Raw genomic sequence first — 26,171 nt, 5'->3', positions numbered from 1 at the left:
ATTGATAAATTGGTGGGCGGATGGCGATAAGGCATCGGCTGCATCGCACGATATCCCCTTCCCTCCGCGCGGAAGTTTTTGCATGCTGACGAGTCGGAGGAAGACAGGGAAAGCGCATGTATGAATATGCCATTGCATGGGAATGGCTGGCCTTTGCCGCCCGCTGGTTCCACGTCGTCACAGCCATTGCCTGGATCGGCTCGTCCTTTTATTTCATCGCGCTCGATCTCGGGCTGGTGAAGCGTCCGCATCTTCCGCCGGGCGTCCACGGTGAGGAATGGCAGGTGCATGGCGGTGGTTTCTACCACATCCAGAAATATCTGGTCGCACCCGAGGCCATGCCGGAGCACCTAACCTGGTTCAAATATGAGAGCTACTTCACCTGGCTCTCCGGCTTCCTGATGCTCTGCATCGTCTATTACGGCGGCGCCGACCTTTTTCTCATCGATCGGCATGTCCTCGACATCAGTAAACCGGTCGCAATCGGAATATCTCTCGTCTCGCTCGCCATCGGATGGCTCGTCTACGACCTCCTGTGCAAATCGCCGCTCGGCAAGAACACCTGGGGCCTGATGGCGGTCCTCTACGTCGTTCTGGTTTTCATGGGCTGGGGCTATACCCAGGTCTTTACCGGGCGCGCGGCCTTCCTGCATCTCGGCGCCTTTACCGCGACGATCATGTCGGCCAATGTTTTCTTCATCATCATTCCCAACCAGAAGATCGTCGTCGCCGACTTGATCGCCGGCCGATCGCCCGATCCGAAGCTCGGCGCACAGGCCAAACAGCGTTCGCTGCACAACAACTACCTGACGCTGCCCGTCATCTTCTTCATGCTGTCGAACCACTATCCGCTGGCTTTTGCCACGGCTTTCAACTGGATCATTGCGGCGCTCGTCTTCCTGATGGGCGTCACGATCCGCCACTGGTTCAACACAACCCATGCTCGAAAGGGACGGCCGACCTGGACCTGGATCGTGACGGTCATTCTCTTCATCCTGATCATGTGGCTTTCGACCGTGCCGAAGATATTGCCGGGTGAGAAGGATGCCCAGGCGGTTTCGCCAGCCTTTCAGCAATTCGCTGGCGATGCGCATTTCCCCGCAGTAAAAGAGATGATTTCGACACGCTGCACGATGTGCCATGCCGCCGAGCCGGTCTACGAGGGCATAGCCCGGCCGCCACAAGGCGTCGTGCTGGAAAATGACGGCGAGATTGCCATGCATGCCCGTGAAATCTATATCCAGGCCGGACGCAGCCATGCCATGCCGCCGGGCAATGTCACCGACGTGACGCCGGAGGAAAGAAAGCTGCTGGTCGCATGGTATGAAAGCGCCATCAAGCAAGGCCAGACTCAAGGCAAAACCCAATGACAAAGATACTCCTGCGCGGTCGCCTGCTCTCCTTCCTGCGCGCGCCGCAGAGCGCAACCGACTCCAGAAGCTATGTCTATGAAAGCGACGGCGGACTTCTGATCGAGGATGGCGTCATTGCCGCGCGCGGAGCCTATGCCGATATCAAGGCGACAGCGCCGGTCGATGTCGTCGAGATCGATCACAGGCCGCATTTGATCCTGCCCGGCTTCATCGACACGCATCTGCATTTCCCGCAGATGCAGGTGATCGCTTCCTATGCCGCCAACCTGCTGGAATGGCTGAACACCTATACCTTCCCGGAGGAATGCCGCTTCGTCGAAAGCGCCCATGCCGAGCGCATCGCAACCTATTTCTATGACGAACTGATCCGCCACGGTACCACGACGGCGGTCGCCTATTGCTCGGTCCACAAGACATCTGCCGATGCCTATTTCGCAGCAGCGCTGAAACGCAACATGTGCATGATCGGCGGCAAGGTGATGATGGATCGCAATGCGCCGCAAGGCCTGCTCGACACACCGGAGATGGCCTATGACGAGACGCGGCAGGTAATTTCCGACTGGCACGCCAAAGGCCGCAATCATGTCGCCATCACGCCACGCTTTGCCATCACGTCGACACCGAAGCAAATGGAAGCAGCCGCCGCCCTTGCCCGCGAGTTTCCGGACCTGCACATCCAGACGCATCTTTCAGAAAATCGCGACGAGATCGATTATACCTGCGCGCTCTATCCGGATTCGATCGACTATACCGACATCTATGCGCGCTACGGGCTGCTCGGAAATAAGAGTCTCTTCGGCCATTGCATTCATCTTTCCGAGCGTGAAGCGGATGCCATGAGCGAAGCCGGCGCCGTCGCCGTACATTGCCCAACCTCGAACCTGTTCCTCGGCTCAGGGCTGTTTCCGTTGAAAGCACTGGCGCGACGCGAAAAACCGGTGCGGATCGGTGTGGCGACCGATATCGGCGGCGGATCGAGCTATTCCATGCTGAGAACGATGGACGAGGCCTACAAGGTGAGCCAATTGCTGGGCGAACGGCTCAATCCGCTGGAAAGCTACTACTATATGACGCTCGGCAATGCGGAATCCCTCTCGTTGTCCGATCGTATCGGGACGCTGGAGCCCGGCACGGACGCCGACGTCGTGGTGCTCAACGCGGCGGCAACACCCGCCATGGCGCTGAAGATGGAGGTCGTCAAGACGCTGCCGGAAGAACTGTTCCTGCTGCAGACGATGGGGGACGATCGGGCTGTCGTGGAAACCTATGTCGCGGGAAAAGCCGTGAAGTGCGCACTCTGAACGCAGCTTCTCATTTCCCGTAACGCGCCCATGGAATTCATGTTATAGGCTTATGACAGCATCCTGACTTGAAAGTTCCCGTCATGGCCACACCGCTCACCATCGGCGATCTGAAGAAACTTGCACAGCGCCGCGTGCCTAAGATGTTCTTTGATTATGCGGATTCGGGCGCCTGGACAGAATCGACCTACGACGCCAATGAGGCGGACTTTCGCGAAATCAAGCTGCGCCAGCGCGTCATGGTCGATATGACCAACCGCACGCTGGAAACGACGATGATCGGACAGAAGGTCTCGATGCCGGTAGCGCTTGCACCTACGGGTTTGACCGGCATGCAGCACGCAGACGGCGAGATGCTGGCGGCGCGCGCGGCCGAGGAATTCGGTATTCCCTTCACGTTGTCTACGATGAGCATCTGCTCGATCGAAGACGTCGCCTCGGTGACCTCGAAGCCCTTCTGGTTCCAGCTCTACGTCATGCGGGACAAGGACTTTGTTATGAACCTGATCGACCGTGCCAAAGCCGCTAAATGCTCGGCGCTGGTACTGACGGCCGACCTGCAAATCCTCGGCCAGCGTCATAAGGACCTGCGCAACGGCCTGTCGGCGCCGCCGCGATTCTCGCCGAAACATGTCTGGCAGATGGCAACGCGGCCGGTCTGGTGCATGAACATGCTGAAGACGAAGCGCCGCACCTTTGGTAACATCATCGGCCATGCCAAGAATGTCTCCAGCATCTCTTCACTATCCACCTGGACGGCAGAGCAGTTCGACCCGCAGCTTTCCTGGAAAGACGTCGCCTGGATCAAGGAGCGTTGGGGCGGACCGCTGATCATCAAGGGCATTCTCGACGTCGAGGACGCCCGGGAAGCCGCCGAAACCGGTGCCGATGCGATAGTCGTCTCGAACCATGGCGGACGTCAGCTCGACGGCGCCCCCTCCTCGATCAGCATGCTGCCGAGGATTGTCGACGCCGTCGGTGACCGCATCGAAGTTCACGTCGACGGCGGCATCCGCTCCGGCCAGGACGTGCTGAAGGCAGTGGCCCTCGGCGCCAAGGGAACCTATATCGGTCGTCCTTTCCTCTACGGCCTCGGCGCCATGGGCAAGGAAGGCGTGACATTGGCGCTCGGCATCATCCGCAAGGAGATGGATATCACCATGGCTCTTTGCGGCAAACGGGACATCAACGAGGTGAATTCCTCAATCATCCTAGACGCTAGCAAGCAAGCCGATCGTCCTCCTGTCGAGAGGCGGGCCAACTTAAATTCAGTAGCATAGGCGCGCCCGGACGACCGACCGTTTCAACTTCCACGATAGGTCGAATAACCATATGGCGAGATCAGCAGCGGTACATGGTAGTGGGCCGACGTATCCGCTATGCCGAAACGGATGGGCACGAGGTCGAGGAATGCCGGGTGCGGCAGCACAGTACCGGCGGCACGCAGATAGTCGCCGGCATGGAAGAGCAGTTCGTAGCTGCCCGCCTTGAAGCTTTCGCCGCTTAGGATCGGACCGCCGTCGACCCGTCCATCTGCGTTTGTCTCGACCGTCTTGATATGTCTGCGGGTGTCGCCATCAATAGAAAAGAGATCGATCCGCAGTCCGTATGCCGGTTTCCCTAGGGCGGTATCGAGAACATGGGTGGTCAGTCCGGTCATGCAGGCGGCGCTCCGATGATGAAAGGCGTATCGAAAAGGACTTCCTCGAGATTGTTGCCCGGCCCCTCCCGGTCGACAACCAGAAAATCGCTGACTTCGCCAAGCGCCATCAGCGGATGATGCCAGACATTGCGGTGGTAGTTCACGCCCTGGCCGCCGCGCGCCAGAAATGCCTGTGGCCTTCCCGGTTTGCCACCTTCATCCTTGGCGACGACGACGAGGAAGGAGCGGTTGGAAAGCGGAGAAAAACTCTGGCTGCCAAAGGGATGGCGCTCCATCATGCCCACTTCATGCGGGAAGTGACGCGGTTGGCTACGGAAGAGGCTGATGATGACCCGGGCGCCCTCGCCAGCGGCTTCGACATTTGCGAGCGCGTGAAACCGCTCGGTGGTGCCGTTGTTGATGAGGCGTACGGCTGCCGGATCGGCTTCGATGACCTCACCGAAAGGTGCGAAGGCGGCTTTGGTCAGCGGCAGGATGTCCAGAGTCTGGGTCAATTGATCCTCCATCGGGCCAGGAATCTATACAAGAACCGGTTCTCGCCATCAAAATGATGGAAGGAATGCGCTCTCGAGCGGGATGCCGAAAAGTATACGCGGTTTTCGGGCGACATCCCGCTCTAACTCTTTGATCTAGAGGCGGATTCAGATTTCAGGTCGATTCGACCTGAAATCATCCGGCTCTAGTATGGCACAAACCGGAATGCAAAGCTGGCAGTTTGCGGGAAATTTTGACCAAACTACTCACTCGCCCTGGGCTCGCCAGTGATGCACCGCATCGATCTGCAAAAGAAGCTCGGGCAAAACCCGCTGCGTCGCGTCCCAGATGTCCTGCGGATGCAACTGGAAAAAATCATGCGCAATGCGATCACCCATTTCACGCATTGCCGTCCACGGCAGATCCGGGTGTTCAGTGGCAAATTCCGGATGTGTATCGAGCAGTCTCGATGCCAAGGCCGCAATCGCCACATGGCAAAAGGCGACGGCGTGCTGCGTGAGCGGATCTTTCGCGAAAGTATCGCTGTCCATGCCTTCAGTGAAAAGGCGAGCGTTCGACGCCGCCCTCTGTATATCATTCAGGTAATCGACTGCTTGCCGCTCGCGCATATCAAGCCTTTGGCCCATCGCCGCTCATTCAGGTCTCTGGAAGCATAGACTGCAGACGCAGCAGAGCGATCTTTTCGACCTGCTGTGTGGCGGTCGAAAACTCCTCATCGCGGTCATTGTCGACACGTTCTTCGAACGCCGCGAGGATGTCGTTCTTATCGAGTCCTTTCACCGCGATGATAAAGGGAAAGCCGAATTTCTCGGTATAGGCGGCATTGAGCGCGGTGAAACGCGCATGCTCTTCCGGACTGAGCCGATCGAGACCGGCGCCGGCCTGCTCCCTTTTGCTGTCTTCGGTCAGCTTGCCGGCAATGGCAAGTCTCCCGGCCAGATCCGGATGCGCGCGTAGGATGCCAAGCCGCTCTTGCGGAGTGGCCGCGCGAAAGGCGGACGTAAGCGCTGCATGGACGCCGCTGAGACTCAGCGGTTCACCGACGTCACCCGCATCGTAGGCACGTTCGGCGATGAACGGGGAATGCTCGAAAATGCCGCCGAACCGCGCCACGAAGTCGTCACGCGAAATCATCAGATCGATTCCGGCCTGTGGTTCAGGTGCCAATGGCGGGCAATGTCGACGCGCCGTGGGATCCAGACCTTGTCGTGCTTCAGCACATATTCGATGAATCGCCTGAGGGCCGCGGCCCGGCCGGGTCGGCCGACAAGGCGGCAGTGCAAGCCCACCGACATCATCTTCGGGCTGCCGTCGCGGCCCTCCTCATAAAGCGTGTCGAAGCTGTCCTTGAGATAGGTGAAAAACTGGTCCCCGGAATTGAAGCCTTGCGGCGTGGCAAAGCGCATATCATTGGTCTCGAGCGTATAGGGGATGATGAGGAAAGGGACGCCATCCAGGCCCGGCACCCAGTATGGCAGATCATCGGCGTAGGAATCCGACGAATAAAGGAAACCGCCCTCCTCCATGACAAGTCGCAGCGTATGTGCCGAGGGTTTGCCCTGGTACATTCCATAAGGCCGTTCTCCAGTCAGTTCGGTATGCAGGCGTACGGCTTCCGTGATGTGCTTGCGTTCAACATCCTCGGGAAAATCCTTGTATTCGAGCCAGCGATAGCCGTGACTTGCGATTTCCCAACCTGCTTCCTTCATGGCGGCGACCGCTTCCGGATTTCGCGCCATGGCAAGGGTCACGCCGTAGACCGTCACCGGCACCTTCAGGCTGGTGAACATGCGCCAGAGCCGCCAGAATCCCGCTCGCGATCCGTATTCGTAGATCGATTCCATGTTGAGATTGCGCTGGTTCGGCCAGGGCTGCGCGCCCACGATCTCCGACAGCAGGCATTCGGAAGCCGTATCCCCGTCGAGAATGCAGCTCTCCCCGCCCTCCTCGTAGTTCACGACAAACTGCACGGCAACGCGGGCGTCGCCTGGCCACTTGGGGTCGGGAACTGTTCGGCCGTAACCAACCAGATCTCGGGGATAGGCTTCGGACATCATCAAATCACCCTCGTCGAACGATGCGACGACGGTAGCACTCATGACCGGAATGTCGAGACGGAAAGTGGGACGGCTTCGTATGGGATGAAGTCAGGCAATCTTGCGGGCGCTGACTTTTCCCATCGGATGCAGCGAATGCACACGGAAAGGCCCACCAGCCCCCTCCTCCATTATCAAGGCGATGTTGGAAACAGTCACCGGCTCTACCAGGACGGGCTCGAAGAAATCGCGCAGCACGCGCTCGATGCGCGGCATATCGCCATGACTCACCGGCCCCGTCAGCGTCATATGAAAGCGGAACTCGTCCATCACGTAGGGATCGCCCCAGCGGTGCAGGTTGGCAAACTGCGCCGCCGACAGCTCGTCCGGGTCGCTGCGTTCGATCTCGACCTCGCTGAGCGGCGCACGAAAGCGGTCGAATTCCTGCACCAGCGCTGCAGCCAGATAGTTGAGCGGCTCGCAAGGATGGGCCGGCGTCAGGCTGTAGAAGTTTCCGAGCCGGGCGACTTCCAGACGGGGGATCTCGAACGGAATGAAGGAGCCGGAGAAGTGCATGAGGTCGCGCAGCAGCAGTGGCTCCGAAGCCTCCTCGGCCAGCCGGAAGGGAGCCTTCAGCAGGCCGTGAAACCCGTAGCGTCGCGGCAGCGCCGTGTGAAACGCGATCTCGTGGATGCTGAGACCGCGAATGGCCGGAGGCTCGACCATCTCGCCGGAATAGATGTTGCGCCCAAGCCAGTTGGCAGCCACCAGCGAGAGCGGATCGCTCGCAGTTGGTGTAAAGCAAATGGCATAGCGCATGCGACCACCTCCGTCGAATACAACCGCGAATCTATCGTCGATTGCCATTGGCGAAGCAGATAGGTGATTTGCGTGACAGAATAACGAAGAGTGGTGCTGGCGAGATTCACGTTTTGCGTGAAGCGACCGTGATGTGGCTTGACAGCGAGAAGCCGTCAGGCAGCGGAATCGGGCATGGCAACCCCGCGGCTTCCGCTACGACGAAGGCCGCCAGACGATGTGCGAGACCGAAGCTGACTTTGAAGCCGCCCGTGAGCGCAAGGAGCCGCGGATGCTCGGGATGCCGTCCCACCATCGGATCACGATCGATCGCCTTCGGGCGCAATCCCGCCCAGCGCTCTACCACCTCAGCATCCCGCAAGGCGGGTATCATGGCGCCGGCCATGATGATGAGGCCGTCCAACTGCTCGTCCGTCGAAACGGGGTCGTCGAAGCGATTTTCACTGGTGCTGCCCACCGCCACAAGACCCTGCTCATGCGGCACGATATAAAGCCCGTCACGAAAGATCACCGGCAGGCCGGCATCGACATCGGCCCTCAGCAGGGCCGCTTGCCCCTTCACCGGCTGGCCGAGCCCCGCCTGCAAGCCGGATGTCAACTCATCCAGCATCGGAAAGGAACGATGGCCTGCCGACAGGATGCAGCGGCCGAATTGGATGGCGCCATCACGGGTGATCGCCACTCCTTTTCTCGGATCGACATGTTCGACCGGTAGATTCTCGACGACCCGAACATGCGCGGCTCGTCCCAGAAACGCTTTCAACACCGCAACCAGTGCGCGGGGGGCAACACGCGCGGCCAATGTGTCGTGCACGAAGCCACTCTCTCCCGCGGCAGCATCTATCCAGCCCGAAACGGGGGGCGCATCGAGCACATGCCAGTGAAAGCGTCGATCTCCGTGACGCCAGCATTCCTCGGCATCGCGCGAATGGCCGAGCGCTATCCTGCGCAGATGCGGCTTCGGCAGCGGTATCAACCGTCCGCAGCGACGATAATGGGCAGAGAGACCTGTCGCCGCCTCAAGCTCGGCGATGTCGGCTTCCAGCGACACCAGCGCATCGAATTGAAACTGCTTCTTTTCCGACCAGCGGTCCGGCATATGCGGCATCAGCGCGCCGAGAAGGCCTCCGCTTGCGCCCTCGCCCAGTCGCGCCGCGTCGATGAGAAGCGTGTCTATGCCGAGCCGTTCCGCATGAACCGCTGCCCAAAGCCCCATGATGCCGCCCCCGACGATCAGCAGATCTACAGACGATTGACCGGCCAGCCTTACGGGATTATCGGCTTTTTCCATGACAGAGACTATTTCCGGCCAGACCCATGGTACGATGAGCCAGCAGCTTGAGTGGCGCGACGGCGATATGCCCTATTCGAGCGCCTTTGGCGATCATTTTTATTGCCAGACGGATGGCCGGCTGGAATGCGGCCATGTCTTCCTGGCCGGCAACGGTCTGCCCGATCGCTGGAAGGGACGGCAGTCTTTCCTGATCGGTGAGCTCGGCTTCGGTACCGGTCTGAACTTCTGCGAAACCTGGCGGCAATGGAAGGAGCGGCGCGAGCCCGGCGCTGAATTGCGCTTCACATCCTTCGAACTCTATCCGATGCGGGCGACGGAAATCGACCGCGCGCTGTCCCACTGGCCGGAAATCGATGCCGAACGGACCACTTTGGTCTCCGCATGGCCGGACAGGCCGCAAGGCACCGTCACTCTTCAACTGGACGCGCAGACGACGCTAAGAGTTGTCTGCGGCCCTGCCCTGGACGGCGTCCAGGCGGCCACGGACCGGTTTGATGCCTGGTATCTCGACGGCTTCGCGCCCTCGCGCAACGGTGACATGTGGTCGGAAGAGCTGATGCGTCTCGTCTGTGCAAAAACAGTACAGGACGGCAGCTTCGCCACCTATGCGGCTGCCGGTTTCGTGCGGCGGAACCTCATCGCCGCCGGCTTCGACGTCGAGCGTCGCAAGGGGTTCGCCAGTAAACGCGAAATGCTTTGCGGCATCAAACGAAGCTCAGAGGCCTGACCGGCCGGGCTCGGCGACGGCCTCCCCCAGCCAGCGCCGCATCTTGGCTTCCAGAAGCTCGGGACTGATCGGCTTCGACATGTAATCATCCATGCCTGCTTCGAGGCAAAGATCGCGATCGCTGTCGAGCGCATGCGCCGTCACGCCGATGATCGGAACATGACCGCCGGTCGCGGCTTCCTTCGCGCGGATGGCACGCGTCGCTTCGTGCCCGTTCATGACCGGCATCGAAATGTCCATCATGATCAGCTGCGGCCGATATCGATCATAGGCATCGACGGCTTCCCGGCCGTTCTCGACAACGAGGAAACGCCGCCCCGTCGGCTGCAGGATTTGCGTGAAGACGATCTGGTTGACCTCGTTATCCTCGGCAACGAGAACGTCGAGCTGGGATTCAATGCCGGCAATTACGGCATTGTCGGCTGGATGCGGTTCGCGATCGGCAAGCTTCGGTCCCGCCTCCAGCGCCGCGGCGGCGGCTGTCGAACGCCGTGCCCGATCGGTCCGGATCACCTCCACGATCGTATTGCGCAACACGTTCGCACGGGCAGGCTTCATCAGATGCGCCTGTCCATTCAGCGCGGCAAATTCCTTTTCACTTCCTGCCACATCCATCGAAGTGAGGAAAATGATCGGAAGTTCCCTGAACCTGTTGTCGCCACGCAGGATTCGCGCCACATCGGCACCGTTCATCTCCGGCATATGATAGTCCAGAATGACGGCATCGACCGAAAGCTCCATCTCATGCGCCGCTTCCAGGATCGCAATCCCGATCGCGCCGTCCTCCGCAGCAACGCAGTCAAATCCCCACATCTGCAATTGTTCGGTCAGGATCTGCCTGTTGATCTCGTTGTCGTCTATGACCAGGACGTGGGCACCCTTCACATTGACCGGGAGCATTTTCTGTTCGCGCAGGGCCGACGGCGAAAACGGCAGATGAACGGTGAAAGCAGACCCTTTGCCCGGCTCGCTCTCGACCTCGATATAGCCACCGAAGAGATCGACCAGGCCGGCTGTGATCGCAAGGCCTAGCCCGGTTCCCTCATGGCGGCGCGTGGAGGAGCCGTCGACCTGCGAGAACTTCTCGAAAACCTTCTCCAGCATCTCGTCGGGAATGCCGATGCCGGAATCTTCGACGCGCAGGCTGAGCATAATCTCGCCATCAGAATGCCGACGACAGCCTATATCGACCAGGACGTGGCCGCGCTCCGTGAACTTGACGGCATTGCCGACAAGATTGGTCACGATCTGGCGAAAGCGCCCCGCATCGCCGGTCACCATGGGCGGTACGGAGGGTGCCGCACGCACCAAGAGCTCGATATCCTTTTCGGCCGCCGAGGTCGACAGCAGGCTCGCCACGTCCTCGACGGCATCCAGCGGGTCAAAGGCAACCTTGCGCAACTTCAACTGGCCGGCATCGATCTTTGAGAAGTCGAGGATGTCGTTGATGATCGTCAGCAGCGCATTGCCGGACTTGACGATGATATCGATGAAGGTCTTCTGGCGCGCATCGAGATCCGTCCTGGCAAGCAGTTCCGCCATGCCGAGCACGCCGTTCATCGGCGTGCGAATCTCGTGGCTCATATTGGCGAGAAATTCGGATTTGGCGCGGTCGGCCGTTTCCGCCCGGCGCAGAAGCCGTTGCAGCTCCTCCTCGCGCTCCTTCATCTCCGTGACGTCGGTAAAGAGCACCATCCAATGCTGACGCTCGCTGACACCAGCTTCCATCTGCACCCAGCACTCGCCGGCAACGTGGAACATGAACGAGATCGGGCGCTTGGCCGCAATGCTCTCCTGCCAGGCCTCGTAGAGCTTTTCCGACTCCGCTCCGAAATCGCCCCGCGCCGCGCAATAGCCGAAAGTGTCCGCCCAGGTTTTCCCAGCCGCAAGATAATCCGGAGGAATGCGCAGGATTTCGGACAATGCATCATTGGAGAGGATGATCACCCCCTCCTGAACGATGAGCAGCCCTTGCGACATCGCGTGCGTCGCATCCTTCATCATTTCGCCGAGACGTTCGAGCGCGTTACGCGTCTCGTGAATTTCGCGCTCATGCCGGCGAACCGCAGAGATGTCCACGTAGGACAGCAGAAAACGGCCATTGGAGATGCGACGGCTGTCGAAGACGACCGACTTGCCCCCCGCCCAGTTCAATTCGATCGGCGGCTTCGGATCCTCGGAAAGAAAACGATTTTTTCGCGAGGCGAAGATCTCTTCGGGAGTTTCGGCATAGCCATAACGACCGAGCGAATGGTTCAACACGATGACGTCGAGGAACGGACGGCCCCTCAATTCCTCACTGAGCGGAAGATCCCATATCTCATAGAAGGCATCGTTGATGAATTCCATGTTGAGATCGGCATCGAGAATCATGATGCCGTTCGGCAAGGCCCTGAGGACGCTTTCGAGATCTTGGTGCAGCATCTCGGCCCGGTTCTGCGCTTCGATGAGTTGCTTCTCGCGAAGCTTCAGCATGGAAATATCGGTGAATGATCCCACGACATAGGGCTTGTTGTCCGATGTCACCACCCGGTTGACACGCGTCACGATCGGAAGAAGTGTGCCGTCGGCGCTCGGCATTTCGCCTTCAATCTCGGCAAGGGCGCCATCCCGGAAGGCCTGCGCGTTCTCCTCGTAGATGGCATCCGCATTTGTCGAAAACATCTCATGCTCAGTCTTGCCGAGCATTTCAGCGCGTTCCTTGCCGCTGACGCGGACATAGGCCTCATTCGCATAGACGAGCCGGTGGTTGGCATCGCGCACGAAAGCGGCCACGGGCAGATCCTCAAGGATCGTCCGGTAGAGGTCCGTCTCATCGACGTGACGGCGAAGCAGCAGTTCCTGTTCCTTGATGTCCGTAATGTCAATGCGCAGGCCGATCAGCAGGCCGTTTTCGAGGCGCTTGTTGATGCCTCTGAGCCAGCGGCCGTCGCAGAGCCTTTCCGTCGCGTCATGATGCGGCTTGCTGCAATATTCCAGTTGCTCCGCGATCCATCCTTCGCGATCGTCAGCCGCCGAGCCGAGCTGTTCCGGATAGTTCCGGAGCCAATAGTCGAAGACGCGTTCCAGCATCCAGCGTAGCGAGACGCCAAGCTCAACATTGCCAAGCACAGGCCTGTAGAATTCATGCCAGCGCGCATTGGCGTAGATGAGATCGTTGTCAGCATTGTAGATGCAGACGCCGACATCGAGGAACTCGAGGGCCCCTTCCGCAAGGTTAGCTGGCAGTCCCGATGCGCCGTCATCCCGAATCGAATCGACATTCTTTCTCTGAGACTCAGCGGCGCGTGGCTCTGCAGGCGCTTCCTCAAAGAGACCGAGCACATAGGCGCGGTTTTCCGAGGGCATGAAGCTCTCGATATGCACCCGAAAATGACGGTCGCCCGCGAGATTGAAACAGATCGCCGTCTCTTCGCTTCCGAAGACGAGCGCTCTGCGCTCCTTGTCCTCGCGCTCTTCCTCCTCCGGGCGCTCAAGCACGTCCAGGCTGCGGCGGCCTATGAAATCGGAAACGTCGCGAGCAAAGAAGCGCGCATAGGCATCGTTGACGGCTACATAGCGAAGCTCGCTGTTCTTGACATAGGCGGGCCGATCCAGATCGGTGATCCGCCGGCAGGCCATCTCCAGCAATTCTTCCTGACCCGTCAAAAAATGCCCCTCTCCCCAGGCTGATGAAACTTTTGCAACATAATCCTTGTACCACAAAGATTTTTTACAAGTTGTTAACCGTAAAATCCCGCAACTCATGCCTTTGGCTTGGCAAGCACCGGATCGCTATTCCAGAACGGTCAGCCTTTCGTCGCAAATAACAGGGGCATGTCGGGAAGATTTCTGCCAACAATTCCGGGCGACAAATCGAGCGAAAACCAATGACAGATTTTCCGAAACAGGGTTTGCACGAGACTGAAAGTACGATGGCTCCGGTTGAGCGGCGCAGGCGCGGCGGCAGTCGCGGAGGGGAGCGGGTTCGCAAAACCGCCACGCAGAAATATCTTAATCTTGTCAACGATCTCTCAAGAACGGAGATCCTTTCACCCGAGGCACTTGAGGACATTCATAATGCTTCGCTGACGATCCTCGAAGAAATCGGCATGGATATCATCCTGCCGGAAGCGCGCGAACGAATGAAAGCGGCCGGCGCCGACGTTACCCCCGGCACTGAGCGCGTGCGATTCGACCGCGGCATGATCATGGAGTTTCTCGGTTCGGTCCCGTCGGACTTCACGCTTCACGCCCGCAATCCGCTGCGCAATGTTCGGATCGGTGGGAAGAACCTGGTTTTCGCGCAGGTTGCATCCGCACCTTTCGTGGCCGACCGCGAGGGCGGCCGGCGCGCCGGCAATCGGGAGGATTTTCGCAAGCTCGTCAAGCTCGCCCAGTCCTATGACGTCATTCACATGACCGGCGGCTACCCGGTCGAGCCGGTGGATATACACGCGTCCGTGCGCCACCTCGACTGCCTCTCGGATATCGTAAAGCTTACCGACAAGGCCTTCCATTGTTATTCGCTCGGCAGACAGCGCAATCTCGATGCGATCGAGATTGCGCGCATCGGTCGCGGCATCACGACAGAACAGATGGAAGCAGAGCCTTCCCTCTTTACTGTCATCAACTCCTCTTCGCCGCTCCGCCTGGACGGACCGATGCTACAGGGCATCATCGAAATGTCGTCGCGTAATCAGGTCGTCATTATGACACCCTTCACGCTTGCCGGGGCCATGGCGCCGGTAACCGTCGCCGGCGCGCTTGTGCAGCAGAATGCCGAGGCGCTTTGCGGCATTGCCTTCACGCAGATGGTGCGCAAGGGCGCACCCGTCATGTATGGCGGCTTCACTTCCAATGTCGATATGAAGACCGGGGCGCCGGCTTTCGGCACGCCGGAATATATGAAGGCAGTGATTGCGGGCGGCCAGCTTGCCCGGCGATATGGCATTCCCTATCGCACATCCAACACCAATGCTTCCAATACGCTCGATGCGCAGGCCGCCTATGAATCGGCCCTCTCGCTCTGGGCCTTGACCCAGGGCGGCGGCAACTTCGTGCTGCATGCGGCAGGCTGGAGCGAAGGCGGACTGACCGCATCCTTCGAAAAGTTCATTCTCGACGTCGATATGCTGCAGATGGTCGCCGAGTTCCTGAGCCCTCTCGACGTGAGCCAGGACGCTCTTGCGCTCGATGCCGTGCGCGACGTCGGTCCCGGCGGCCATTATTTCGGCACTGCCCATACGCTGGCGCGTTACGAAACCGCCTTCTATTCGCCGATCCTCTCCGATTGGCGCAACTTTGAGACATGGACCGAAGCCGGCCGGCCGACCACCTATGACCACGCCAATCGCATCTTCAAGGATGTGCTGAACGCCTATGAGCGCCCACCGCTCGATGCAGCGATCGAGGAGGAGCTCGACGCTTTCGTGGCGAAGCGCAAGGAGGAAGGCGGTGTTCCGACCGATTTCTAGCGCGTATTCAAAGAGATAGCGCGCCGCGTGTCCTGTTGGATGCGCGCCGCACTATGGTTGGGCGCCAGCGCGGTAAATCGATCTCACCGGCACCGCCCTTCCCCGCGATCAAACGTGAACAATAAGTGACCACGAGCCATTGAATGTGGCGAGGCTGCGCCAGGATTGATGCACATATCCTTCTTACGGCTCGGAACGAGCTCGTATCGAAAGGATGCAATCATGCCCATGGTCAGTAAAATCATGGCAACCGGTTTGATCACGATGATGGTCGCGGTTGCCTCAATCACCGCGACAACACCGGCCTTTGCTCATGGCGGCCACGGCGGAGGTGGCGGGCACGGAGGAGGCGGTGGACACATGGGGGGATTCGGCGGCGGCCATATGGGAGGGTTCGGCGGCGGACACTTTGGTGGTGAACACTTCGGCGGCGGCCACTTTGGTGGACACTTTGGCGGCGGTCACTTCGGTGGACGCTTTGGCGGCGAACATTTCGGTGGCGGCCGCAGTTTCGCATTCGGGCATAACCACTTCGGTCATTTCCATGACGGTCACTTCCATCATGGTCATTTCCATCGCGGTTTTCCGCTTTTCGGTTTCTTCGATGACGACGACTATTGCAGTGTAGGATGGGCCCACGACCGCTTCGGTTATCCAAGGGAAGTGGAGGTCTGCCCTTAATCCCTCAGGACTGCTAAGTTTCCCGACGGCGTTGATGGACGAAATTTAGTCTCGCCGCCGAGTGCCGAAACATCGAGCCGCCTTGATTAGGAATTGCGCATGTCCGCAGTTCATAAAGCCGTGACGGCAGGCTCGATGCGCTGACGATCACCGGCGCGTCGCTTGCCACTGCAACCTCGGCCGAGGCCCGCCCGCCGGTCTATCGCCCATACTACCGCGACCATGGCGCCATGACCGCTGGGGGCTACCCCGATCGCGTCGACGTTTGCCGGTAGTGATCCCCACCGTCATTGAAGCCGGAATGGCCGGCGCCATTCAACTCCCGTCGGCGCCGGCCGCATTCCGCGATCGCCTTTCCAGGTACAGAGTGCCGCGCGTCGGATAGGACGCGCAAAGGGCGCCCCAGCCTTGGGAATGGCGCGGTAAATCGATCTCACCGACACCGCCCTTCGCCGCGATCAAACGTGAACAGAAAGTGACCAAAAGCCATTGAATGTGGCGAGGCCGCGCCAGGATTGATGCACATATCTTGTCTACGGCTCGCAACGAGTTCGTATCGAAAGGAATGCAATCATGTCCATGCTTCGTAACATCTTGGCGACAGGTTTGATCACGATGACGGTCGCAGTCGCATCAATTAGCGCAACAACACCGGCCTTTGCCCATGGCAACGGTGGGGGCGGCGGACACGGCGGAGGCTTCGGAGGCGGCTTTGGAGGCGGCCACTTCTCCGGTGAACACTTTGGCGGCGGCCTCTCCATGAATGATCGCCATTTCGATGGCGGCCGTAGTTTCGCCTTCGCCCATGACCGTCACGATCATTTCCGGCGCGGCCCCTTCTTCGGTTTCTTCGATAACGACGACGACTACCTGGACTATTGCCAGCTGACATGGACGCACGATCGCCTCGGTCACCCCCGGGAGGTGGAGGTTTGCTCGTAATCGCTTGCGGGTCCGAAGGTTTCCGGCGGCGTTGATGAACGAAATTTAATCTCGCCGCCGGAGCTCCAAACATCGAGCCGCCTTGATTCGAACCCAGATTCGAATTGCTCACAGGAGCGATGTTATTGAAAGGAATTGATCCATGTCCGTAGTTCATAACGTCATGACGGCGGGCCTGATTGCGCTGACCATAGCCGGCGCATCGCTTGCCACTGCAACCGCGGCCGACGCCCGCTCGCACGACGCCTTCTGGGGAGGCGTTGCCGCCGGTGCCGTAGGCGGCGTTCTGCTCTCTGAGGCAGTTCGCCCCGCCTATCCCTACGCCGTCTATCCCGCCCCGGCCTATCGCTCATACTACCGCGACTATTACCGCCCGGCCTGCTACTCCGAATGGCGCCACGACCGCTGGGGCTACCCCTATCGCGTCGACATCTGCCGATAATCCCACCTGTAATCCTAGCTGGCGCATCGGTCTGGAAATCGGTTGCGATTTTCGATGTGATACGCCAGCCCCTTGACTTTCCGTCCGAATAAGACCAAATGCGCACCAGCTTTCACCTTTCGGCCGCCGCGTGAGCGTGCCCCTGCGATAGAACAGATGCAGGAAGAAGGACAAAAGCGCATTAGGACAAGAGGTTGGCCGCAAGGGTCAGCCTGACGCGCTGGAAAGCATTTTCCACCACACAAGTTCCCACTTCACGCGGGGTTCTTGACGCCAGAATGACACCGGACCGCATGGTGCGATCCGGCGATCTGTTTTGGCGCCCCCGAAAGGTTTTGAATTGACCGATTTTCATTCGCTTGGTCTCTCCAAGCAGATCGTTGCCACGCTCTCCCAGCAGGGTTTCGAAACGCCAACTCCCATCCAGGCGGAAGCTATCCCGCTCGTTCTCGAAAGCCGCGACCTTATTGGCCTCGCGCAGACCGGCACCGGCAAGACGGCCGCCTTCGGCCTGCCGATCATCGAAATGCTCCTGAAAGAAGGCAAGCGGCCAGAGGCGCGCAGCACGCGCGCCCTCGTCCTTGCGCCGACGCGCGAACTGGTGAACCAGATCGCCACCAACCTCAAGAACTTCATCCGCAAGATGCCGCTCAAGATCAACATCGTCGTCGGCGGTGTCTCTATCAACAAGCAGCAGTTCCAGCTCGAGCGCGGCACAGACATCCTCGTCGCAACACCCGGCCGCCTGCTCGACCTCATCAACCGCCGTGCGCTGACGCTCGGCCAGGTAACACATCTCGTCCTCGACGAGGCCGACCAGATGCTCGACCTCGGCTTCATCCATGATTTGCGCAAGATCGCCAAACTGGTCCCAGCCAAGCGCCAGACGCTGCTCTTCTCGGCGACAATGCCGAAGTCGATCGCCGATCTCGCCGCCGACTACCTGACCGATCCGGTCAAGGTCGAAGTCACACCTCCAGGCAAGGCTGCCGACAAGGTCGAGCAATTCGTGCACTTCGTCGGCGGCAAGAACGACAAGACCGATCTCTTGAAGACTTCGCTGACCGACAATCCGGACGGCCGTGCCATCGTCTTCCTGCGCACCAAGCACGGCGCCGAGAAGCTGATGAAGCATCTCGATCACGTCGGCTTTGCCGTCGCCTCCATCCATGGCAACAAGAGCCAGGGTCAGCGCGAACGGGCCCTGAAGGCATTCCGGGACAATGACGTGCGCGTCCTCGTCGCGACAGACGTCGCCGCCCGCGGCATCGACATTCCGGGCGTCAGCCATGTTTATAACTACGATCTGCCGGAAGTACCCGACGCCTATGTCCACCGCATCGGCCGCACCGCGCGCGCCGGCCGCGACGGCGTCGCCATCGCCTTCTGCGCTCCGGATGAGGCCCGCCTTCTTCGCGATATCGAACGACTGATGGGCATCGAGATCACCATTGCGAGCGGCGAGCCTCCGGCAACTCTCAGCCGAGCACCGGCCGGCAATCGCGGCGGACGCGGTCGCGGCGGTGGTCGTGGGCAGGGTCAGGGTCGCGGCAACGGCCAGGCCCGGGCCGAAGGCGCCGGTGGCCGTTCCGATCGTCAGCCGCGTCGTCCCCGCTCTGAAGGACAGGATGGCGAATTCCGGGCGCGCGGCGAGGAACGTGGCGAGCGTCAGCGGCGTGAAGATCGGCCGCAACGCGAGAGCCGTTGCAACGAGGATTTTCGCGGCCAGCGCCGCGGTGAGCGGGCGCCGCGCGAAGAGGTGGACAACGATCTGATATCGACTTCGGATTTCCGCCCCACCAGAAAGCCGCAGCATCACGGCCCGAACAGCGCCAACGGCGCGCAGCACGAAGGCAATAACGGCCATCACCGCGGCAACCGCCACGCCCACGGCCGTCCTTCCGGCCGGCACAACGAGGAGCGCGGCCAGCATCCCCACGGCGAACAGCGCCGCGACGGCAACGGCGGCAACCGCCGCGGCGGTTCGCGCAACGGCGGCGGCCAGCGTCGCGAGCGGGCGTAAATCAACGGGCTTCTCAGTCCAAATCGGCCGTGCTTCCATCCGCGGCTATTTGGGTTCGCTGAGAATTCTGCCCTCACCCTAACCCTCTCCCCGGGAGAGGGAATTACCCTCATCCGGCGCTCGCCATTTCACTTCCGCGATGGCGCTCGTCCACCTCTCGTTGACGCGGGCAAAGGGGCTTATCCTGGCTCGGCAGCAGTCCCCCCGCCCCGCTTGCGGGGAGAGGGCTAGGGTGAGGGGCCATTCCAAGGGACAATCCCTTCCCAAGGAAAAGGGATGCGCATCGGTAAGTCGCCCCTGGCGAACATTGACAAAGGCAAGTGGACGGCATTCGCTTTTCATCAAAGCACATGACGACGCGCCGCTCTCGATATGCTAGCGTAAGAACCAGCTATCCAACGCGAAAGATAGATTTTGTCAAATTTTGCAAAGACTAATGAGAGACGTTTCCAGTTAATCCTGATCAAGCCGTCCCATTACGATGACGATGGCTACGTTATTCGCTGGTGGCGAGCGATGATTCCATCGAATTCGCTGGCCGCCCTCTACGGCATCGCAGCCGATTGCGCCGAGCGCCAGGTGCTCGGACCTGATGTCGCCATAGACATCACGGTCATCGACGAGACCAACACGCGCGTCAATATCCCCGCGCTGCTCGCGAAATTTCGTCAGCATGACAATTTCGGCATGGTCGCCCTGGTGGGCGTCCAATCCAACCAGTACCCGCGCGCGCTCGACATCGCGCGACCGTTCCGCGAGGCAAAGCTGCCAGTCTCCATGGGCGGCTTCCATATCTCGGGCTGCCTGGCAATGCTCGATGGAAAGGCCATCGAACTCGACGCCTGCCGCGACATGGGTATTTCGATGTTTGCCGGCGAGGCCGAGGGCCGCCTCGAGCGGGTGCTGCGCGACGCTGCCTTCGGCGAGCTGGAACCCGTCTATAACTTCATGAACGATCTGCCCGGCATCGGCGGCACGCCCGTTCCGTTCCTGCCGAAGGAGAATATCGAGCATACGCTCGGTCTCAGCACCAGTTTCGACGCCGGCCGCGGCTGCCCCTACCAGTGCTCCTTCTGCACCATCATCAACGTCCAGGGACGAAAGTCGCGCTTTCGCTCCGCCGACGATGTCGAGAAGCTGGTGCGCATGAACTGGGCGCAGGGTATCCACAAGTTCTTCATCACCGACGACAATTTCGCCCGCAACAAGGACTGGGAAGCGATCTTCGATCGCCTGATCGAACTCAGGGAGAAGGACGGCATCCCGCTCGGCCTGATGATCCAGGTCGATACGCTGTGCCACAAGATTCCAAATTTTATCGAGAAGTCCAAGCGCGCCGGCGTGACCCGCGTCTTCATCGGCCTTGAGAACGTCAATCCGGACAATCTGACAGCGGCCAAGAAGAACCAGAACAAGATCACCGAATATCGCAAGATGCTGCTCGCCTGGAAGGCCCAGGGCATCATGACGCTGGCGGGCTACATCCTCGGCTTTCCCTCGGATACGCCGGAATCGATCCGGCGCGATATCGCGATCATTCAGGAAGAGCTGCCGCTCGACGTCATCGAGTTCTTCGTCCTGACGCCGCTCCCCGGTTCGGAAGATCATCAGACGCTCTGGAAGAAGGGCGTCGAGATGGATCCGGACCTCAACATCTATGATGTCGAGCATGTCTGCACCGCCCATCCGAAGATGAGCAAGCGGGAATGGGAAGACATCTATCAGGAGGCCTGGTCGCTTTATTACTCTCCGAAGCATATGAAGACGCTGCTGCGCCGCGCGGTCGCAACCGGGGTCCCGCTGGCGAGCCTCGTCAAGGTGCTCGTCTCCTTTGCGACGACGGTGCCGCTCGAAAATGTCCATCCGCTGCAGAGCGGCCTGTTGCGGCTGAAGCACCCCTCCGAACGGCGCCCCGGCCTGCGGCAGGAACATCCCCTGCTCTTCTGGCCGCGTTTTGCCTGGGAAACCTTTACCAAGCATATGGCATTGGCGGGCGTCATCGCACGGCTCGCGGTATCTGCCTATTTCATCGCAAAGGACCCGGCGTCGAAGACCTATATGGACCAGGCCCTGACGCCCGTCGCGGACGATGATGACGAAAAGCTCGCTCTTTTCACGAAGACGGCCGGTGGCAGCGCAGCAGTCAGCCACATAAAGAAGGTCGCCGAACTGACGCGCTCCGGCTCGGCCGCCTAGGAGCCACCGACTACGATCAGGCGGTGGCTGCTTCTACGGTCTTGCGGTTGGTCAGATAGACTCCCGTAACGACCACGACCGTTCCCACGATCAAGGGCGACGTCAACGGCTCGCCGAAGGCGATTGCCGCCTCGATGGCGACCGCCGGCGGCATGAGATAGATCAGCGAAGCGGCGCGCGAGACCTGTCCGCGACGAATGAGATAGAGCAGCAGCGCGATCGCCCCCATCGACAGGCCGAAGACCGACCACATCATCGTCAGGATGGCTTCGGTCGAGCCGTCGAAGTGAAGATTCTCGAAGGAGAGCGCCAAGGGCGCCGTCACGATGATCGCCCCCAGATACTGCAGCGTCGCGATGGTGCGCAGATCCCCACTCTGCAGGTGCTTTTTCTGATAGAGCGTCCCGTATGTAACGGAGGCCATGCCGAGAAGATTGACGGCAAGCGGCACTGCCGAATGCACCATGTCGACGGAACCGGGCTGCATGAGTTTCGGCGAGATCGCGATGGCGATCCCGGTGAAGCCGAGCAGCAGACCGAGGCGCTGCGTCGGCTGCAGCCTCTCTCCGACGAGGAAAGGCGCGGCCATTGCCGTCAGCAGCGGCTGCAGCGCCGCGATGATGCCGGAGATGCCGGCCGGCACGCCGTTTGCGATCGCCCACCAGAGACCGGCGAGATAGAAACCGTGCAGGAAGAGCCCGGAGTAAATGGCACGCAGCACGCTTTCCCGATCACGCGGCCACTTCGCGCCCGTCACCAGACAGAGCGCCAGAAAGGCGACCGCCGAAAGGCCGTAGCGCATGGTCAGAAAGGTGAAGGGCTCCGAGTGAAGTGCGGCATATTTCGCCGCAATCCAGCCCGTGGACCAAAGAAAGACGAAGATGGCGGGTGCAAGGCGGTCGAAGGACATTGAGCGGACCTGAGAGGCTAAAGTGGCATGCCGAAAGCGTGCGGTTTCAGGCGACATCCCGCTCTAACTTTTGATTTGGAGCCCGCTGATAGCGGAATGCATTCCGACCGTCAAAAGCGAACAATTGAAGCATGCATCAGGTTTTTTGATGCTGGCTTGCGGTGCCGTTTAAATCGAATGCCGCTCCCGGATTGATCACCTGCCTAGATTTTGCGCAGGCGCATAGAACCAGTCCGGCCAGGACCTGCGCCAGGCTGGCTAAACGCACGGATTTTCGGCGGATTTCTGCATTTTTCGGAAGAGTCGAAATGTTCGCCCTGACTGTGCATGGTTCTTGCATTGCATTCAGCGTTGTATTCAAATGAAGAAAAAAGGGGAGCCACACCTTTGGCATTTGATGAAATGATTACCGGGGACGAAGGTCCGCGTCCGCCCTATGAAAAGTATTTTGAGTGGTACAATAGCCAAGACCGAACCCATCTGATCACCAAGTCCCGCGACGCGGAAAACATCTTCCGGAAAACCGGCATCACCTTTGCGGTCTATGGACATGCGGACTCCTCCGAAAAGCTCATCCCCTTCGATATCATTCCCCGCATCATTTCCGGCCGCGAATGGCGCAAGCTCGCCCAGGGTATCGAGCAGCGTGTCGTCGCTCTCAATGCCTTTCTCGACGACATCTATCACAAGCAGGAGATCATCCGTGCCGGCCGGGTTCCGCGTGAGCTGATCGAGACCAACGTCGCCTTCCTGCCCGAGATGATCGGCTTCCGCCCGCCGGGTGGCGTCTACACGCACATCGTCGGTACCGACATCGTTCGCACTGGCGAAGACCAGTTCTACGTGCTGGAGGACAATGCCCGCACGCCTTCCGGCGTCAGCTACATGCTGGAAAACCGGGAGACGATGATGCAGATGTTCCCGGAATTGTTCCATCTGAACAAGGTGCAGCGCGTCGAGGATTATCCCTTTCTGCTGCGCCAGTCGCTCTCCTCGCTCGCGCCGCGCGGCTGCGGCGGTAAGCCCCGGGTGGCCGTCCTGACGCCAGGCATCTACAACTCCGCCTATTATGAACACTCCTTCCTCGCCGACATGATGGGCGTGGAACTGGTCGAAGGCTCGGATCTGCGCGTCATCGACGGCCGCGTGAAGATGCGCACGACACGTGGTTACGAGGCGATCGACGTGCTCTACCGGCGTGTCGATGATGACTTCCTCGACCCCCTCACCTTCCGCGCCGATTCCGCCTTGGGCATTCCCGGCATCATGGATGTCTACCGTGCCGGCAACATCACCATCGCGAATGCGCCCGGCACCGGCATTTCCGACGACAAGGCTATCTATTCCTACATGCCCGAGATCGTCGAATTCTATACGGGCCGCAAGCCGATTCTGGAGAACGTGCCGACATGGCGCTGCTCGGAGCCCGCGAGCCTGAAATATGTGCTGGAACGTCTGGACGAGCTCGTGGTCAAGGAGGTCCACGGCTCGGGCGGCTACGGCATGCTCGTCGGCCCGACGGCTTCGAAGAAGGAGCGCTCCGAATTCGCCGAGAAGCTGAAGACCAAGCCGAACAATTACATCGCCCAGCCGACGCTCTCGCTCTCCACCGTTCCGATCCTCGTCAATAAGGGCATTGCACCCCGCCATGTCGACCTTCGCCCCTATGTGCTTGTCTCCGACAAGGTGCAGATCATTCCGGGCGGACTGACCCGCGTCGCGCTGAAGCAGGGTTCGCTCGTGGTCAATTCCAGCCAGGGCGGCGGCACCAAGGACACCTGGGTATTGGAGGACTAGGACGAATGCGCCATCTCCCCTGCCGGCGGAGCTCCGCCAACTCCCTCGCATCCCGCCTTACCCTCTATAGGTCCTGACATGCTCGGAAGAACTGCCAACGGACTCTATTGGATGTTCCGTTACATCGAACGTGCCGAAAATATCGCCCGCCTGATCGATGCCGGCCTGCGCATGTCGCTGACGCGCAGCGGCGCCGGCGAGGAAGATTGGGACGGCGTCCTGCAGAGCGCCGGCGTGCGCGAAGCCTATGCCGAAGTCCATGGCAAGCTGACAGGGGCCGACGCGATCGACTACCTGCTGCGCGATCTCGCCAATCCCTCGAGCGTCATGTCCTGCATCGATTTCGGCCGCAACAATGCCCGCATGGTCAGGACCGCGCTCACGCGGGAGACCTGGGAAGCGACGAACGAATGCTGGATCGAACTGAAGGCGCTGCTCTCCAAGCGCTTGAAGGCAGCAGAGCTGCCTGAGGTGATCGATGTCATCAAGCGGCGTGCGGGGCTTATTCGCGGCGCCTTCCATGGCTCGATGCTCAGGAACGAGCTCTACAACTTCGCGCGCATCGGCACCTTCATCGAACGCGCCGACAATACCGCCCGCATTCTTGACGTGAAATATTACGTGCTGCTTCCCTCGGTCTCGGCCGTCGGTTCGTCGCTCGACAATGTGCAATGGGAATCGATCCTGCGATCGGTCTCTGCGCATCGCTCCTATAGCTGGGCCTATGACGCCGAATACCGGCCGGCCAACATCGCCGACTTCCTGATCCTCAACATCCAGATGCCGCGCTCGCTCGCCTATTGTTACGAGAAGATCGTCAGCAACCTCGGCTATCTGGCGCAGGATTATGGCGAACGGCTCGCCGCCCACGATACGGCCGATGCCATCCGCATCACGCTGCAGACGCGGGCAATCCGGGACATCATGGATCAGGGACTGCACGAATTCCTCGAGGATTTCGTCTCCCACAACAACAAACTCGGCATGCAAATTTCCGATGGCTACCGGTTTTACGTTTAAGCGGGCGAGATCATGAGACTGAAGATTAGTCACGTCACCGAATACCGCTACGAGGAACCGGCGCAATTCTCGCTGCAGCGGCTGCGGCTGACGCCGCCGAATTTCGCGGGACAGAAGGTGCTGAACTGGGCGCTTCACGTCGAGGGCGCCAAGCCGGAGGTCGAATATGACGACCAATTCGGCAACCACGTCAATCTCGTCTCGCTGGAAGGCGAGCAGGAGATAACGCGGATCGTCGCCGAAGGCGAAGTTGAGACCAAGGATCTGAACGGCGTCACCGGCGCCCATACCGGTTTCTGCCCGCTCTGGCTCTTCCTGCGGGAAAGCGCGCGCACCAAGGCCGGCAAGCTGACCAAGGAGCTGATCCGCGGGCTCAACGGCGAGAACGATCTCGCGAAGATGCATGCGTTGATGGCGGCGATCCATGAGACGGTCGAATACAAACCGGGAAGCAGCGACACGCAAACAACGGCCGAGCAGGCATTGGAGAAGAAAAGCGGCGTTTGTCAGGATCATGCCCATATCTTCGTCGCTGCCGCGCGCGCCCTTAACGTGCCCGCCCGCTACGTCTCCGGCTATCTGATGATGGAGGAAAAGATCGATCAGGCGGCGACGCATGCCTGGGGCGAGGCCCACGTTCCTGGCCTTGGCTGGGTCGGCTTCGATCCCGCCAACAAGATCTGCCCCGACGACCGCTACGTCCGCCTCGCCTCCGGCCTCTGCTACCGCGACGCGGCTCCTGTCTCCGGCATGCGCATCGGCACACCGGGGGAGAAGTTGTCGGTCACGGTAAGCGTGGAAGACCGGGGGCAAAGCCAGAGTCAGAGTCAAAGCCAGAGCTAGATGTGAGCTCGGGCGGCTGTTTGCGGTCCTTGCCCACCCGCAAACAGATCGAGCAGAGCAATCCGGAATGGGAGGACATCTCTTTCCATCTGATGGGTTTGTGAAGAGGCGAGTCATTCGCGCCGTGGACACGGCGCGGCTGGATCCCTGTGA

At 60.1% G+C, this 26,171-nt stretch carries 21 protein-coding genes and 1 pseudogene; 12 read left to right on the top strand and 10 right to left on the bottom strand.

Going from position 1 to position 26,171, the window contains the following annotated elements:
- The first annotated feature begins 116 nt into the window (after positions 1–116).
- From AAE029_RS26210 to AAE029_RS26200, 3 genes are all read left to right on the top strand, one after another.
- Positions 117–1,370: a urate hydroxylase PuuD gene (locus tag AAE029_RS26210; RefSeq protein ID WP_371075829.1), complete on the top strand. Its 1,254-nt coding sequence runs from the start codon at positions 117–119 to the stop codon at positions 1,368–1,370.
- Positions 1,367–2,674 (top strand): guanine deaminase, encoded by a 1,308-nt coding sequence (gene guaD, locus AAE029_RS26205; protein ID WP_371075828.1) that lies wholly within the window; start codon positions 1,367–1,369, stop codon positions 2,672–2,674. Before AAE029_RS26210 ends, guaD begins: the two co-directional genes overlap by 4 nt.
- Before the next feature lie 83 nt (positions 2,675–2,757).
- Positions 2,758–3,954 (top strand): L-lactate dehydrogenase, encoded by a 1,197-nt coding sequence (locus AAE029_RS26200; RefSeq protein WP_371075827.1) that lies wholly within the window; start codon positions 2,758–2,760, stop codon positions 3,952–3,954.
- 23 nt (positions 3,955–3,977) lie between these two features.
- On the opposite strand, the gene uraH is transcribed toward AAE029_RS26200, so the two are convergent.
- The 7 genes from uraH to AAE029_RS26165 form a co-directional block, all read right to left on the bottom strand.
- Entirely contained in the window at positions 3,978–4,334 is a 357-nt protein-coding gene (gene uraH / locus AAE029_RS26195) for a hydroxyisourate hydrolase (RefSeq protein WP_371075826.1), read from the bottom strand.
- On the bottom strand, positions 4,331–4,831 hold the full coding sequence (locus tag AAE029_RS26190) for an ureidoglycolate lyase (RefSeq protein WP_371075825.1): 501 nt from the start codon (positions 4,829–4,831) through the stop codon (positions 4,331–4,333). The genes uraH and AAE029_RS26190 overlap by 4 nt, the downstream gene beginning before the upstream one ends.
- A 246-nt stretch (positions 4,832–5,077) precedes the next feature.
- Positions 5,078–5,440, bottom strand: coding sequence for a DUF86 domain-containing protein (locus AAE029_RS26185; protein WP_371075947.1), 363 nt, complete (start codon positions 5,438–5,440; stop codon positions 5,078–5,080).
- 28 nt (positions 5,441–5,468) lie between these two features.
- Positions 5,469–5,966, bottom strand: coding sequence for a 2-oxo-4-hydroxy-4-carboxy-5-ureidoimidazoline decarboxylase (gene uraD, locus AAE029_RS26180; protein WP_371075824.1), 498 nt, complete (start codon positions 5,964–5,966; stop codon positions 5,469–5,471).
- Entirely contained in the window at positions 5,966–6,889 is a 924-nt protein-coding gene (gene puuE, locus AAE029_RS26175; protein ID WP_371075946.1) for an allantoinase PuuE, read from the bottom strand. The genes uraD and puuE overlap by 1 nt, the downstream gene beginning before the upstream one ends.
- Positions 6,890–6,979: 90 nt before the next feature.
- Positions 6,980–7,687 carry a DUF1045 domain-containing protein gene (locus AAE029_RS26170; protein WP_371075823.1) on the bottom strand — a complete coding sequence of 236 codons (708 nt, stop codon included), beginning with the start codon at positions 7,685–7,687 and terminating at the stop codon, positions 6,980–6,982.
- A 106-nt stretch (positions 7,688–7,793) separates the two neighbouring features.
- Positions 7,794–8,978, bottom strand: coding sequence for an NAD(P)/FAD-dependent oxidoreductase (locus AAE029_RS26165; protein WP_371075822.1), 1,185 nt, complete (start codon positions 8,976–8,978; stop codon positions 7,794–7,796).
- On the opposite strand from AAE029_RS26165, the gene mnmD reads away from it, so the two are divergent.
- Complete coding sequence (mnmD, locus tag AAE029_RS26160) at positions 8,977–9,708, top strand: tRNA (5-methylaminomethyl-2-thiouridine)(34)-methyltransferase MnmD (protein WP_371075821.1); 732 nt, start codon at positions 8,977–8,979, stop codon at positions 9,706–9,708. The genes AAE029_RS26165 and mnmD overlap by 2 nt on opposite strands.
- On the opposite strand, the gene AAE029_RS26155 is transcribed toward mnmD, so the two are convergent.
- Complete coding sequence (locus tag AAE029_RS26155; protein ID WP_371075945.1) at positions 9,697–13,329, bottom strand: response regulator; 3,633 nt, start codon at positions 13,327–13,329, stop codon at positions 9,697–9,699. The genes mnmD and AAE029_RS26155 overlap by 12 nt on opposite strands.
- A 248-nt stretch (positions 13,330–13,577) precedes the next feature.
- On the opposite strand from AAE029_RS26155, the gene AAE029_RS26150 reads away from it, so the two are divergent.
- Complete coding sequence (locus AAE029_RS26150) at positions 13,578–15,164, top strand: trimethylamine methyltransferase family protein (protein WP_371075820.1); 1,587 nt, start codon at positions 13,578–13,580, stop codon at positions 15,162–15,164.
- Between the two features lie 282 nt (positions 15,165–15,446).
- Here AAE029_RS26150 and AAE029_RS26145 read toward each other — a convergent pair whose 3' ends face one another.
- A complete protein-coding gene (locus AAE029_RS26145; RefSeq protein WP_371075819.1) occupies positions 15,447–15,803 on the bottom strand; it encodes a hypothetical protein in 357 nt (118 codons plus the stop codon).
- 615 nt (positions 15,804–16,418) lie between these two features.
- On the opposite strand from AAE029_RS26145, the gene AAE029_RS26140 reads away from it, so the two are divergent.
- From AAE029_RS26140 to AAE029_RS26125, 4 genes and pseudogenes are all read left to right on the top strand, one after another.
- A complete protein-coding gene (locus AAE029_RS26140) occupies positions 16,419–16,787 on the top strand; it encodes a hypothetical protein (protein WP_371075818.1) in 369 nt (122 codons plus the stop codon).
- A gap of 142 nt (positions 16,788–16,929) precedes the next feature.
- Complete coding sequence (locus AAE029_RS26135; RefSeq protein ID WP_371075817.1) at positions 16,930–17,229, top strand: hypothetical protein; 300 nt, start codon at positions 16,930–16,932, stop codon at positions 17,227–17,229.
- 293 nt (positions 17,230–17,522) lie between these two features.
- A pseudogene (locus AAE029_RS26130) lies at positions 17,523–19,252 on the top strand (DEAD/DEAH box helicase).
- Positions 19,253–19,666: 414 nt separating this feature from the next.
- Complete coding sequence (locus AAE029_RS26125; protein ID WP_371075816.1) at positions 19,667–21,448, top strand: radical SAM protein; 1,782 nt, start codon at positions 19,667–19,669, stop codon at positions 21,446–21,448.
- Positions 21,449–21,464: 16 nt separating this feature from the next.
- Here the strand turns inward: AAE029_RS26125 and AAE029_RS26120 are convergent, their stop codons facing one another.
- A complete protein-coding gene (locus AAE029_RS26120) occupies positions 21,465–22,358 on the bottom strand; it encodes a DMT family transporter (RefSeq protein WP_371075815.1) in 894 nt (297 codons plus the stop codon).
- A 387-nt stretch (positions 22,359–22,745) separates the two neighbouring features.
- On the opposite strand from AAE029_RS26120, the gene AAE029_RS26115 reads away from it, so the two are divergent.
- The 3 genes from AAE029_RS26115 (at position 22,746) to AAE029_RS26105 (ending at position 26,018) form a co-directional block, all read left to right on the top strand.
- The gene (locus AAE029_RS26115) at positions 22,746–24,155 is read left to right on the top strand and encodes a circularly permuted type 2 ATP-grasp protein (RefSeq protein WP_371075814.1); all 1,410 of its coding nucleotides are present in this window, start codon (positions 22,746–22,748) and stop codon (positions 24,153–24,155) included.
- A 78-nt stretch (positions 24,156–24,233) separates the two neighbouring features.
- Positions 24,234–25,175 (top strand): alpha-E domain-containing protein, encoded by a 942-nt coding sequence (locus tag AAE029_RS26110; protein WP_371075813.1) that lies wholly within the window; start codon positions 24,234–24,236, stop codon positions 25,173–25,175.
- A gap of 12 nt (positions 25,176–25,187) precedes the next feature.
- Positions 25,188–26,018 (top strand): transglutaminase domain-containing protein, encoded by an 831-nt coding sequence (locus tag AAE029_RS26105; protein ID WP_371075812.1) that lies wholly within the window; start codon positions 25,188–25,190, stop codon positions 26,016–26,018.
- Positions 26,019–26,171 lie beyond the last annotated feature (153 nt).

This window comes from Sinorhizobium sp. CB7 (assembly GCF_041357635.1).
Lineage (GTDB): Bacteria > Pseudomonadota > Alphaproteobacteria > Rhizobiales > Rhizobiaceae > Rhizobium.
The sequence above is the reverse complement of the archived record's forward strand: the minus strand, read 5'-3'. Positions and strand labels throughout refer to the sequence as shown.

Bases quoted from the DNA above. Each gene is read 5' to 3' on its own strand.
- AAE029_RS26210 (WP_371075829.1), top strand. From the start codon at position 117: ATGTATGAATATGCCATTGCATGGGAATGGCTGGCCTTTGCCGCCCGC.
- guaD (WP_371075828.1), top strand. From the start codon at position 1,367: ATGACAAAGATACTCCTGCGCGGTCGCCTGCTCTCCTTCCTGCGCGCG.
- AAE029_RS26200 (WP_371075827.1), top strand. From the start codon at position 2,758: ATGGCCACACCGCTCACCATCGGCGATCTGAAGAAACTTGCACAGCGC.
- uraH (WP_371075826.1), bottom strand. From the start codon at position 4,334: ATGACCGGACTGACCACCCATGTTCTCGATACCGCCCTAGGGAAACCG.
- AAE029_RS26185 (WP_371075947.1), bottom strand. From the start codon at position 5,440: ATGCGCGAGCGGCAAGCAGTCGATTACCTGAATGATATACAGAGGGCG.
- uraD (WP_371075824.1), bottom strand. From the start codon at position 5,966: ATGATTTCGCGTGACGACTTCGTGGCGCGGTTCGGCGGCATTTTCGAG.
- puuE (WP_371075946.1), bottom strand. From the start codon at position 6,889: ATGATGTCCGAAGCCTATCCCCGAGATCTGGTTGGTTACGGCCGAACA.
- AAE029_RS26170 (WP_371075823.1), bottom strand. From the start codon at position 7,687: ATGCGCTATGCCATTTGCTTTACACCAACTGCGAGCGATCCGCTCTCG.
- mnmD (WP_371075821.1), top strand. From the start codon at position 8,977: ATGACAGAGACTATTTCCGGCCAGACCCATGGTACGATGAGCCAGCAG.
- AAE029_RS26165 (WP_371075822.1), bottom strand. From the start codon at position 8,978: ATGGAAAAAGCCGATAATCCCGTAAGGCTGGCCGGTCAATCGTCTGTA.
- AAE029_RS26155 (WP_371075945.1), bottom strand. From the start codon at position 13,329: ATGGCCTGCCGGCGGATCACCGATCTGGATCGGCCCGCCTATGTCAAG.
- AAE029_RS26150 (WP_371075820.1), top strand. From the start codon at position 13,578: ATGACAGATTTTCCGAAACAGGGTTTGCACGAGACTGAAAGTACGATG.
- AAE029_RS26140 (WP_371075818.1), top strand. From the start codon at position 16,419: ATGTCCATGCTTCGTAACATCTTGGCGACAGGTTTGATCACGATGACG.
- AAE029_RS26135 (WP_371075817.1), top strand. From the start codon at position 16,930: ATGTCCGTAGTTCATAACGTCATGACGGCGGGCCTGATTGCGCTGACC.
- AAE029_RS26120 (WP_371075815.1), bottom strand. From the start codon at position 22,358: ATGTCCTTCGACCGCCTTGCACCCGCCATCTTCGTCTTTCTTTGGTCC.
- AAE029_RS26110 (WP_371075813.1), top strand. From the start codon at position 24,234: ATGCTCGGAAGAACTGCCAACGGACTCTATTGGATGTTCCGTTACATC.
- AAE029_RS26105 (WP_371075812.1), top strand. From the start codon at position 25,188: ATGAGACTGAAGATTAGTCACGTCACCGAATACCGCTACGAGGAACCG.